The sequence below is a fragment of the Mycolicibacterium agri genome (genome assembly GCF_002553505.1).
Classification (GTDB): Bacteria; Actinomycetota; Actinomycetes; order Mycobacteriales; family Mycobacteriaceae; genus Mycobacterium; species Mycobacterium agri.
This window is the reverse complement of record NZ_PDCP01000131.1, coordinates 1-11,147: the sequence shown is the minus strand read 5'-3', so window position 1 is coordinate 11,147 and position 11,147 is coordinate 1. Positions and strand designations below refer to the sequence as shown.

Annotated in this window: 11 protein-coding genes; 5 read left to right on the top strand and 6 right to left on the bottom strand. The window is 66.8% G+C overall.

Annotation, left to right across the window (positions count from 1 at the left end):
- Nucleotides 1–404 precede the first annotated feature (404 nt).
- The 6 genes from CQY20_RS31910 to CQY20_RS31885 form a co-directional block, all read right to left on the bottom strand.
- Nucleotides 405–1,097 (bottom strand): hypothetical protein, encoded by a 693-nt coding sequence (locus tag CQY20_RS31910; protein ID WP_097945058.1) that lies wholly within the window; start codon nucleotides 1,095–1,097, stop codon nucleotides 405–407.
- Between the two features lie 4 nt (nucleotides 1,098–1,101).
- Complete coding sequence (locus CQY20_RS31905) at nucleotides 1,102–2,958, bottom strand: hypothetical protein (protein ID WP_097945056.1); 1,857 nt, start codon at nucleotides 2,956–2,958, stop codon at nucleotides 1,102–1,104.
- Between the two features lie 87 nt (nucleotides 2,959–3,045).
- Nucleotides 3,046–4,287, bottom strand: a complete 1,242-nt coding sequence (locus tag CQY20_RS31900; protein WP_234816510.1) for an RNA replicase — start codon at nucleotides 4,285–4,287, stop codon at nucleotides 3,046–3,048.
- Between the two features lie 384 nt (nucleotides 4,288–4,671).
- A complete protein-coding gene (locus tag CQY20_RS31895; RefSeq protein ID WP_133119188.1) occupies nucleotides 4,672–4,872 on the bottom strand; it encodes a hypothetical protein in 201 nt (66 codons plus the stop codon).
- A gap of 484 nt (nucleotides 4,873–5,356) precedes the next feature.
- Nucleotides 5,357–5,719, bottom strand: coding sequence for a hypothetical protein (locus CQY20_RS31890; protein ID WP_097945051.1), 363 nt, complete (start codon nucleotides 5,717–5,719; stop codon nucleotides 5,357–5,359).
- Nucleotides 5,712–6,488 (bottom strand): ParA family protein, encoded by a 777-nt coding sequence (locus tag CQY20_RS31885; protein WP_234816509.1) that lies wholly within the window; start codon nucleotides 6,486–6,488, stop codon nucleotides 5,712–5,714. Before CQY20_RS31885 ends, CQY20_RS31890 begins: the two co-directional genes overlap by 8 nt.
- 303 nt (nucleotides 6,489–6,791) lie before the next feature.
- Here CQY20_RS31885 and CQY20_RS31880 point away from each other — a divergent pair, with 303 nt between their 5' ends.
- From CQY20_RS31880 to CQY20_RS31860, 5 genes are all read left to right on the top strand, one after another.
- A complete protein-coding gene (locus tag CQY20_RS31880; RefSeq protein WP_133119187.1) occupies nucleotides 6,792–7,652 on the top strand; it encodes a hypothetical protein in 861 nt (286 codons plus the stop codon).
- Complete coding sequence (locus tag CQY20_RS31875; protein WP_097945045.1) at nucleotides 7,649–8,404, top strand: hypothetical protein; 756 nt, start codon at nucleotides 7,649–7,651, stop codon at nucleotides 8,402–8,404. The genes CQY20_RS31880 and CQY20_RS31875 overlap by 4 nt, the downstream gene beginning before the upstream one ends.
- Nucleotides 8,405–8,568: 164 nt before the next feature.
- A complete protein-coding gene (locus CQY20_RS31870) occupies nucleotides 8,569–8,856 on the top strand; it encodes a hypothetical protein (RefSeq protein WP_097945043.1) in 288 nt (95 codons plus the stop codon).
- Complete coding sequence (locus tag CQY20_RS31865) at nucleotides 8,853–9,677, top strand: ESX-1 system-associated protein (protein ID WP_097945041.1); 825 nt, start codon at nucleotides 8,853–8,855, stop codon at nucleotides 9,675–9,677. The genes CQY20_RS31870 and CQY20_RS31865 overlap by 4 nt, the downstream gene beginning before the upstream one ends.
- Nucleotides 9,674–11,107 carry a hypothetical protein gene (locus CQY20_RS31860; RefSeq protein WP_097945039.1) on the top strand — a complete coding sequence of 478 codons (1,434 nt, stop codon included), beginning with the start codon at nucleotides 9,674–9,676 and terminating at the stop codon, nucleotides 11,105–11,107. The genes CQY20_RS31865 and CQY20_RS31860 overlap by 4 nt, the downstream gene beginning before the upstream one ends.
- Nucleotides 11,108–11,147: the final 40 nt, after the last annotated feature.

Genomic DNA, 11,147 nt, shown 5'->3' with positions numbered 1-11,147 from the left:
CCCGGCAAACTCTGTCGAGCGCCTGCGGCGCTCTTTGCTGGTTTGTGAATTATGTTGTATATCAATAGTTTTCGTTGTTCTCACGTTACCTGTTGGGCTACGCCCAACTCGTTTGTTGCGTGAATATTGTTGATAATCAACATTTTTCGAGTTTTCCTTACTCCGTCGTTCGGCTGCGCCGATTCGACTATGACCGTATTTTGTTGTGTAACATTGCTTTACGTTGATTCTATCATGCTCGACACCATTCGGCTACGCCTCATTAGCAAATCAATATTCATCTGTTTGTATAGCTTATCGAGTTAGCTATAAATGTTCACGACGCGTAACACTCTACATGCTCGCATGCGTGTGTGCATGCACGCACCACTGCACGCAAAACGCGCGTCGGGTGGTGGGTGGGGTCAGTGGATCGTCACGTCGGTGATCGCCTCCACCTCAAACCACCGATCAGCCTCACCAGCCCAATCCACCTGCTCAGCGATCAGCGGCCCCAACACCTCACCCAGCGCATCCCAATCACCCACCGCATAAGCCGCCAGCGCGGCATCAGCCTCCGGCGGGTCCACGGTCACGTCAGCGGTCAGCGCTCTCGGGTAGGGCTCGCCGTTGGCCCACAGGGTGCCTATGACGTCGGCCACGATTCGCACCGATCGCGGCGAGAGTGGCCGGCCTTGATCGCGCCAGCGTGGGACGGCGCGCGGGTTGACACCGGCCTGTCTGGCGAAGGCGTTCATGCCGCCGGCCTGGTCGATGCGGGCTTGGCGGTCAAGACGGGCTTGATCGGCTCCGCGTGGTGTGCGGTCCAGGCGTGCGTTGCGCCGGATGGTCGCCTCTGCGGGCCTGTGGCCGGTTTCTCGCTCAATGCGCCGCGCCATTTCGGCCGCGCCGCGGCGGGCGGCCTCGGCGCGTCTGGCCCGCTCCGAACGGGTGCGCCAGCGCCCCCCAAGCTCGCGCAGCTTACGGCCAACCAGTGACCGAAACGCCGACCCGAAGCCGCCGCCGGCGGTTGACGGGGTGACCTGGCCGGGTGCTGCTGGTTGTGCTGCCGGGCGCGGTGCCTGGCCTGATTCGGACGGCAGTCCCCAGTGCTCCACGGGCTCAGTCCTCGCCGACGATTCGCTTGACGCGGTACTTGCCGTTGGCGTCGGAATCCTCGGTCAGCACCGCAGGGTCGAGATTCGGCGGGATGCGGTAGACGAAGGTGTCGATGTCGCGGGCCGCGATCGGGTACAGGTCCAAAGTGGTGGCAATGTGGGTGGCGTAACGCAGTGCGCGCCAACGGGTATCGGCGTGGATGGTGGCCGCCCACACCGGCTGCTGGTAGTGCCGCTGGCCTGGTGGGTGCTGCCCGCCGGCCATGCGCCCGAGAAACGCCTTGTAGATGTTTTTGATGGTGTCGATTTGATCCTGCCGGCCCGCGGCGGTCGCCTCGGCCAGCTTGGCCCGCAGAATGTCGGCCCACGTGCGCAATAGCCGCCCGTGCTGCGGCCACACCCACGCGCCGTCAATACGCAGCTCGCCGGCCGACAGCCCGGCCCCGCCGTCCTCAACCGGCGCGACGAGGTGCTGAACGGCCCGTGTAGTGGTCCAGAACGTCGCCGGACCATCCCACTGCATGTAGCCGTGCGGCAGCGGCAGACGCCGGCTCAGCCCGTCTAACGATGCCGCTGGCGGTGTGGTCACCCGCCACAGCCCGTACGGAGGGTTCTTCTCGGCGAACACCGCCGGATCGGCCTTGCTCAGCTCGATCGGCACACCGCCGTAGCCGAGTTCTACCTGACCGGCGCTGGCTAGATACGCCGCCCGCTGATCGACCTCGACATCGACGCGATCGGCCTTCGCATCGTGCGGCATGTTCTTCCAGTTCTCGATATCGGGGTCCAGCCGCGGCGTCTCGGCGTACACCGTGTCCGGCAGCGGGCACGCCTCGATCCGGTGCGCCGAGCGGCCACGCCGGCGCACCGCGTCCAGCAACGCCGCCCCTACCGACGCTGGCCGCGCCGCCGGCAACACACCCTCGCCGAACTCCACCAGCCAGGCGATCCGCTCACCCAACACCGCCGCCGCGGCGTCCTCATCGGCGGGCAGCTCCGTCGCCGTCCCGCGAGTCCCGGCCACACCCAGGTCTTTAGGTCGCTGGCCGGCCGGATCGAGCCACAAAAACGGCAGCAACACCAGGTGCACCCGGCGTCCATCGGCGGTGGATTCAGTGCCCGGCTCCGCGTCAGCACGGTTGAATACCGCGGTGAACCAACCCGCCTTCGCCGCGGTCACCTGACAGCCGAAGACCTTGCCCACCGCCGCCGACAGGTCATCGGAGGCGGTCGGTGGTCTCTTCGGCGGGGTCATACCGGCCGCCACCAACGCCGGCGCGGTGATCCACACCTGCGGAGTCTGCGCCGGCTTGGTCGGCCAGCGGTGCCACACAAATCGCGCCAGGTCCGCGCCCGTGGGCAGCGGCCCGCGGGTCAACACCACACCGGAAGGGGTCAGCGCGCCCCGGCTCGTCAGGATCGCCACTCGAGTATCAGCGCTCGCCGACACACCCGACCACCGCCGCGCCCCCGGCCGCCATTCCGGCTCGCCCTCGCTGGCTTGCTGAGCCGAACCGGCGTCGTCGCCGCGCTCGCCGCTCACATCATCGTCGACACCCTCAACGCCGGTATCGGCGACCGTGGCCTGCACGCACTCCCACGCCGCCACCGAGGCCGCCAGCCACCCGCGGGTATAGCCGCCGCTGTCGCGGCCGGCATCACCAATCACCACATCAGGCTCAGGGAAACCCGCCGGGATCGCCGACCGCGCGATCCGGGCCAACACCTGCTGCCGCGACAACGCCGCCACCGTCGCCGGCTCCCCGCGTGACTCCACCAGCCACGCCAGAAACGCGTCCACGTCATCATCACCGGCAGGCACCCGATACGTCCGCCCACCAGTCGAAATCACATGCTCCATCGCACAGGCTCCCTCTCACCACAGGGTTGCATGTATCTTAGCATGCAACCCTACTTGCATGTTTACGTGCATATAGGCATGCACTGTTCATGTTGCGCCCCAGCAGTCGTCACACACGTGCGCGCGGTGGGCGGGCAGATAGCGGCGGTGCGGCGCGTCTGGTGCGCCACAGCATGAGCACGCCCCCGTAGTTGCCGGTGTCGCTGCCGCGGCGTGCATTGGCGACACGCGGCGGCGTGGTGCCGCCGTCTCTCGGTCGGCGCGGCGCTGACGGGCATCGGCAATCGTCTGGTGTGCGTACGCCTTCGCCGCGGCGATCCGTGCACGCTGCGGTGCGGTGAACTCCACCGGCGAGGTTGACGGCTCCACTGGCGCCCTGCGGTCCTGTTCCAGGCCGGCGGCTGTGCCGCAGTCAACCGGGCTGGTGGTGTCAGGGCGTGCAGGCAGGCGGCGCAGCCGCGCCGCCAGGAACGCACCAGGCCGCTCGATCTGATCCGGCCACGACCAGCCAGTAGCCCGCATATCGGCGTCCAGCGCCGCGCGCACGTCCCGCGCGGTCCAGACTGCCGGGTCGATGCCAGCGGAGGTGAGTGCGTCGCAGACAGCGCCAATATGGCCGCGGCTGAGACCGTGGCAGAGTCCTCGGCGACCGTACGCGTTGCCGGCCAACTCATCGGCCAGCCGTTGTACCGCCAGCGGGCGCGGCGTGGCGCGCCAGCGCCGCCGCTGGCGGGGTTGATCGGAGGGTGAAACATGCTCGCGTGCGCGTTCGCGCACGCTTGGTGAGTAACTCTCTACGAGAGGTAAAAGACAACTACCCGGCTTCGCCGGTAGGTGGACATTCCCCACAGAATCAGCCGCCGCCGGGACGGGCCGGCGGCTCACCAGATGCCAAATCGACGGCCGATTGCCGGCTGTGTGGCCCGAGCTTGAGCCGTGCCCCCGCGCGGCCTCCACCGCCCACCCGGCCGCTCCGAGCACCTGCCACGCCCGGCTGACCGTCTTAGCCGCACAACCCACGGTGGTGGCGATCCGCGCCCTGGTGACCGCCGCATTGCGGCCCGTCCCGTGATCGGCGAAGCTCGCCCACAACACCGCGACCGCCACCACCGTGGCCGACGTGATCGACACCCGCACGGACGCGCACACCGCCGCGAAATCCGGCGACGCCGCCCACGCCCGCACATCATCCAGCCAGCCGTCACGCGACAACCACACCGGAGTCGCCGGGTCGGCCTCACCCTGCCGTTCGATCCACGCCCGGCGCGACTCCGCGGCGCGTACCTTGCGCAGCCGATCCGACACCGCACCGCTGCACGGCGAACCCACCGCGGTAGCGACCTGGCCACGCCCGAACCGAGCCGGCGACGCCGCTATGCGCCTAGCGCGCGATCCTGACGACGGCGCTACGCGCATAGCGCGCCGCGCGCCACCAGGGAATTGATTACGGTTTAGATCACGGTTTCGCGCGTCCCCTGGTGTGAGAAAAGGGTGTGCGCTACCGTGAGACGTGTCCTGGTAAGACATTCGTCCCTTCGGGGATGGCGGGGTGCGGACCCCGAGCCGAGCGGGTAACTCGACTCGAAACCTCAGACGTGGCCCCGCGTGAGCGGGGCTTTCGTCATGTCAGGGGTAAATCCGCACGCCAGGTATTCAGATGTCCCATCTGAGGGCGTGCTCGACCAAAGCCTGCCGAGACGCCTCCCTGCGGAGTTACATAGCCAGAGGCAAACCCCCGTCGTTGTCGATTCGGCCTAGAAACTGGGCGTCGAACCGCACATGGCGGGCGAGGTCCGGTCGGCCCGCCACCGCCGCCGCCAGATCGGCGAGCACAGTCGAGCGATCGGTGCCGGCCTCGGCGGCGAGCGCGTCGAGCGCGTCACGAACGGGTATCGGCACCCGCGCTGTACACACATGACGGTCCCCCAAGTGTGGACGTCCCGTCGTCTTTGTCGCTGCCATGCCATTAACCACACCACGAGAGTTTCTGAAAGCGGCGTTACGACACGCTGGACACCACTGCGGATTGCGCATGCGTTTTACGTAAGCCGGTTTCGGAGACGTTCTCAAGAGGACCCAAATCCGGCCACGTGTCGCACCGGCCGGTAGTCGATAAGCGTTTTATAGCCGGGAGGGTATTTCGACGCTTACCGCGCCAGACTCAAATAAAGTTCGAGAATGAAGTCCCGCGCCGCGAGCGATCCATGCAACCGATGTATCTGCGCCGTTTTGATGAGAACGACACCGTAATAGAACGCGCGCCCCGGTAGTAAGGCTGGTAATAGGCTCGCGCGACCGCGACTCAGGGTTTGCGGGCAAATAGCTGCGCGCCGCACTTACCAACGTGCTTGTGTGCGCGCACGGGTGCGTGCATGCAGTACAGCATGCACGCGTGCAATTAGGTTGCGTGCCGCTCGCTGGCGCTGTCGTTGGCGGGCACGCCGGCGCGGTCCAGAAATTCCCGAAGTGCTTCTTCGGCGATGTCGGTCACGGCGTAGCCGCGGCCTTTCAGCCATTCGATGCGCTGCTGCGTGCTGGCGGTGATGTAGGTGTTGAACGGCACTTTTGATGGCTTCTTCCGGGGGGCGATCTTGGTCAGCGCCGCCGCCTGGCTGGCTTCCTGCGCTGCGGCGGCCGTGTCGTCGTCGGGTGGAGCGGCTTGGACGCGCTCGACTTCGCGGCGGCGTTCTTCGCGGGTGGGGCGGGTGCTGACGCCTTGACGTTCGCCGAGGCCGGGGGCCTTGCTGCTGCTGCTAGACACGGGCGCGAATCCTTTCTGCGATGGTGGCTGCGACGCGGCGGTAGTCGGTGGTGGCGTCGCCGGCTGGGTCGTGCATGGCTACCGGGATTTGTCGGGCGATCGCTTCACCCACGCGCACCCGTAGCCGGATTTCGCCGAGGTACTCGTCGGGCCAATCGGCGCGTATCCGCTCGCGGACGTTCTTGTCGAGCATGTTGCGGCCGTCGTAGCGGGTGATGAGTACGTGGCGGATATCCACTCGTTGGTTCAGTGATTCTTGGACGTCGAGCACGGCGTTGCCGAGCTTGCGCATGGCGTCGAGCTCGAAGTCGCCGGGAGTTACGGCGGCGATCACGTCGTCAGCGGCGGCCAAGGCGGTGATCGTCAACTCACCCAGCGCCGGCGGGCAGTCGATCAGCACGACGTCGTAGCCGTCCGTCTGTTCGAGCTGGCGGGCAAGCCGGGCCTGCCCGCCAGGGCCGAGGCCGGCGTCCAGAGAGCGCAGGGCGAGCGTGGCCGGGGCGATGTCGAACCCGAACGCCGTTTTCTTGATGACTTCCCGCAGCGGCACACGCTCGGAGCGCTCGACGTGCAGCACCTCGTACATGCTGGCGTCGTCGCCGCTGACCGTGATCCCTAGTCCGCTCGTAGCGTGCGCCTGCTGGTCGAGGTCGACGACGAGCACCGACAACGCCGCACAGGCGAACTCATAGGCCAAATTGATGGTGGTTGTCGTCTTCCCCACGCCGCCCTTCTGCATGGCGACCGCGAGCGTCCGGCCTGCTGTCATGCATGCAAGCATAGTTGCACGCTCACGCGCGTGCAACTATGCTTGCATGCAAATGTGCTTGCAAACAAGGGAGGTGCTAATGCTTTTGCTGAGTCCTCTTGACAAGGGGGTTACGCTCGGCTCAAGCGTGCGAAGCGGAAGCGCGGACGAGCGGTTTTCCCCGGCAGAAATAGCTGGTAACCAGGTAATAGCGGGTTTCGCTCATTCTCGCATGTGTAGCGGGGTGGCACACCCCCGGTTTCCGGCCCTGACCTGCGGTGGTAGCTACTACCAGCGCGGCACCGCGAGCGGAGGGTAGTCGGGATGGCTGCACTTGGTAAGTGGTGGAGCCTGCACACCAGCCACTACGCGTGGGTGCTGGGCGACGTCCTCACTGCCGCCCGTGAAGGCCGGCTATCTCTCACCTGGCGGGCCGACCTCATCGCCCGCACGATGAACCCACCGCCCCGCCGCAGCATGTTCGAGCCGCTGGGCGGGGCAACGCACACCCTGGCCGCCATCCTTGCCGGCACACCCGTGGCCTCCGCGCCGCCACCGCCGCCGCCGAAGCCAGTAGCCGGACCCGTCCTGAAATCCTGCGTGCTGGGCCAGCGTGGACGCGGCCCATGCGCCGATCTGGACGCCGATACGGTGCAGACCTGCGCGGCGCTCGACGTCGCCCACATACCGCCGGCGGCGTGGGAACCGCACGCCGCCAAGGGGGATTGGCGGGCAGCGTTAGATGAGTGGTTCGCCGCAGCATCAGCGGTCGCCGCCGACGCCGACCTCGCAGCCCGAGTGATCCGGCTGGCCCGCCCGGACTCCACCAGTGCGGGCGTCGAGGAATACCGGCTTGACCAGGAGCGCATCGAGCGCGATCTGCTGGAAGTGTCCTACCGCGCGGGCATCGAGGCCGGGACCGGAGCCGACAACGGCTGGCGCGACTGGCTGGCCGAACGCCTACACCACTGGGGCGACAGCCAACGCCGCAAGCAATACCACTTGGCCCTGCTCAACCACGACATGCCCCACTGGGGGCACGCACCCAGCACACCGCGGGACGCTGACGTGGCCAACGACCCCTACCACGGCGCGTTCGGCGCTGCACCGCCATTACCGCCGCTGCCGACACACCCGATACCCGACTACTGGCGCACACCAGACAGGGAAGGTTCGAGACCATGAGCAACGACGACGCCATGCGACGCAAAATGAGGGAGATAGAGGCACGCGCTCAACGCCTGAACAACTCCGGCGGCTCCACCAAAGTCGAGGTCACCCGCTACCGGCTCCGGTCGCACGTGCTGACCGCCGCCCGCGCCGGCACACTCACGCCGAACTGGCGCGACACCCTCACAGTCGAAGCCGTGCTCTACAGCGACGAAGGTGGGCGACGCCCACCCGCCGCGGCGGCATCGACCGGGCACTACGACGCCGAAGACCTGGCACTGTACGAAGTCGCCACCAGCCCCGTCGCCGACTGGGAACCCCACGCCGCCCGCGGCGATTGGCGCCGCGCACTCGACGCCTGGTACCGCGAATCGCTCGAACGATTCGACGCCTACGAGGACGCCCAAAACCGGAACTGGGCCGAACTCCGAGCAGCCAGCAGCCCACACCTGCTGCGGACCCCGATCCTGGGCGCATCGCTGCGGAAACCATCACCTCTCGACCCATTCATGTCGACGTTTCACCGCGACAACCTCGGCGCGCTGTACCGCGCCGGGCTGGCCGCCGGCGGTGAAACCAACGATTGGATCGGCTGGTACCGCAACCGCGTCGCACAATGGGACACAACCGGCGACCAGCAAAACAACGCCGGACTGAAACAAGCAGTCCTGACCAGCCTCACCGACCCGCAGTCGATAATTGAACAACGCAACGAAATGGAAAAATTACCGGACTATTGGACAACCGCACACCAAAAAGGCAATTAGAAGCGGGCATTTTTCTATGCCCACAATTGCACGCCGCGATTTATCCAAAAGATCAAACATGCGTAATTCCAACAAATTGCCGCGTTGGTGAGCGCGGGTGTCGAAATCCGGCAGGGCAGCACATACGCTGAGGTCACAGCACTGGAAACGATGGGGAGAGGCACATGGCGATCCGGGGCGACACCACCGTTGGCGCGGCTGCTGCGCAATCTGCCGGCATGCACCTACCCACCGACTTCCCAGCCAGTCCGACAGGCGGTGACACACGAAGCGCGGCCATCGCCACCACCACCAGCACATTCCTCACCGCAGCTCGCACCGAAACCGCGACGTTCAACAGCAGCGTCGACCAGCTCCGTGAGGGAATGGTCGCAGCCCCCGAACGGGTCGATACGGCCGACCGGCGAGGCGCTGAACGCGTCGCCAACAGCGGCGAAACGGTGACGATATGACCACCCACGCCCCACCCGAGCCCCAATGGATGAGCCTGCCTGAACTGGCCGCGGCGACCGGCCTCACCCCCGCTCAGATCAGCCAGTTCGTGCCCGCAACACCCACCCCCGAAGGCCCGCGGTTCAATCCACACCAGACCGCCCTGGCGCGCGTCGTCCGCAACCTCACCGACGTCGCCGCACCCGCCGCAGCGATCCACACCGCCGTGGCCGACCTCAACCAACGCCCATACGCCGACGTCCTCGCCGCCGCCGACAAACACCCCGCACGGCCCCGCCGCTCCTCCCGCGGAAAGTGGATAGCCCTGGCCGCCGGCGCGACTGCCGCACTACTGATCGCCGGACTCATCGGCGGCGCGATCGGTGCGACCACCAACCGCCACGACCAGACGTCGCCGCCGGCCGCGGCACCCCAAACCATCACCGTCACCGAACCACTCAACCCCGTCATCCCCACCACACCCGACCCCGTATGCGCCGAATGGTCACACCTGAATGACGACTACCGCGCGAAGCGTGCCGATTGGGTGAAGACCGACCCTGACATCCCAGCGGGGCAGTGGTCGGCTGAACAGCGGACGCTGAATATGGCGGTCATCCCGGTGATGAAGGCTGAAGCCGCAGACATGCGACGGCTCGCGGAAAAAGCGGCAGACCCGGTGCTCCGAACGATGCTGCAAATGGAGGCGATGTACATGGATGCTTACGCCGGCCGTCTGCCGACCTATACGCCTCCCGATGATCAACGGCTGTGGGTGGCGGCTACCGACTTCGGAAACGCTGTCAACAGCATGTGCTATGCGATGAGGGGGCCGCGATGAGTGCCACCGACGCTGGACTGCTTGAGCGTCCCCGTGATCCGCACGAGCTGATCGGCGCCAACTGGTACGAAATCGACCACGATGCGCTCGCGGCGGTCGCGGCTCGCATCGAAAGACAGGCGACCGCAGCGAGCACCGCCGAGCAGAAGACCCACACCGATACCAACAACTACGCCGCAGCTCTACCCGAAGGTTTCGATGCGCAGATTGCCGCCGGTCACCGCGTCGGCAACATGGCCGGCGCACTGGCCAAGTGGCTCTCCCCGGCGGCTATCGCACTCGGCGAAGCCGCTCAAGCGATTCTGCTGGCCAAGCTCGACACCATCATTGCGGTCAAATGGGCGGACGCTCTGATCGGTGCGGCGGAGTTCCGCATCGCGCAGCTCGCCCCGCGCGCCGCCGGCACTGGAATAGACGCCGCTCAGGCACAGATCGAAATCGACGCACTACGACGCCAAATCGAAGCGATCAAGGACGCTTATCGAACTGCCATCGCCGGTATCTATGAAGGCGTCCCCGTACCCGTGCTACCGGCCGCGCTCGGACTCACCCCCGTCATCCACACCGGCCCACCAGCCGGAACGGGAACGGGGAACGGCGGGGCGATCAACGTCAAACCAGCCTCAACCCAGGGGGAAAGCGGCGGCAGCGGCGGCGCGACTGCTCTCGACAATAAAACGGGCGGGAGTCAGGCGGATACACGACCGGCTGAGTCGAGACAGCAGGCAGATATACGCAAGTCTGGCCAGTCTGGTGAGACAACCGGCGGCGAAGAAAAACCATCGACCCAAGAACTGAATTCTCAGACGGCCCAACACGACATACGCGCATCCGGTGCGGTCGCCGAGCACCCCACTGTGTCGCCCGCGCAGCCAGCTAGCCCTGCGGCTGCTGTGCCGCCGTCGACGGGTGCGGGTACGTCGGCCGGTGGCTTGGGTGGTGCGAGCGTGCCGCGAGTGTCGTCGCCGGTGAGCAATCCGTTGGGTGGGCTGGGCAGTAGCCCTGCCGGTGGGGCCTTATCAGGTGGCGGTGCGCCATCCGCGCCATCGTCGGCGATCCCACAGACCCCGGCGCAGCAGTTTCTTTCTGGTGCGGCACAAGGGTTTTCGTCGCAGTCGCCGTTGGCTACCGGCGCTTCTGCTGCCGCGGCGGCACAGCCGTTTAAGCCGCCGCCGGGCTCGACGATGCCCGCTGGCCCGCCGCCGGCGGCGACGCCGCCGGCCAGCTCGGCTGTGTCGTCGTCGCCGGGTCAGGCTGCGCAGGTGCAGACGCCGGTGTCGGCATCCCCCCCGCCCGCGGCCGGGGCCCCACCGGCGAACGCTGTACCGCTGGCCCCGCCGCCGGCGGCGGGGGTTCCCGCGCAGGGTGTTTTAAACAACAACGCGCCCACCAGACAAAGGAAGGGCGGGTTTTGCCGGGTGTGGTGTTAAAAAAAAAGAGGGGGGGGGGGGGGGGGGGGGGGGGGGGGGG

What these genes read in the sequence shown, in the direction of transcription:
- CQY20_RS31905 (WP_097945056.1), bottom strand. Translation starts at nt 2,958, where the DNA reads ATGGAGCATGTGATTTCGACTGGTGGGCGGACGTATCGGGTGCCTGCC.
- CQY20_RS31885 (WP_234816509.1), bottom strand. Translation starts at nt 6,488, where the DNA reads ATGACAGCAGGCCGGACGCTCGCGGTCGCCATGCAGAAGGGCGGCGTG.
- CQY20_RS31880 (WP_133119187.1), top strand. Translation starts at nt 6,792, where the DNA reads ATGGCTGCACTTGGTAAGTGGTGGAGCCTGCACACCAGCCACTACGCG.
- CQY20_RS31875 (WP_097945045.1), top strand. Translation starts at nt 7,649, where the DNA reads ATGAGCAACGACGACGCCATGCGACGCAAAATGAGGGAGATAGAGGCA.
- CQY20_RS31870 (WP_097945043.1), top strand. Translation starts at nt 8,569, where the DNA reads ATGGCGATCCGGGGCGACACCACCGTTGGCGCGGCTGCTGCGCAATCT.
- CQY20_RS31865 (WP_097945041.1), top strand. Translation starts at nt 8,853, where the DNA reads ATGACCACCCACGCCCCACCCGAGCCCCAATGGATGAGCCTGCCTGAA.
- CQY20_RS31860 (WP_097945039.1), top strand. Translation starts at nt 9,674, where the DNA reads ATGAGTGCCACCGACGCTGGACTGCTTGAGCGTCCCCGTGATCCGCAC.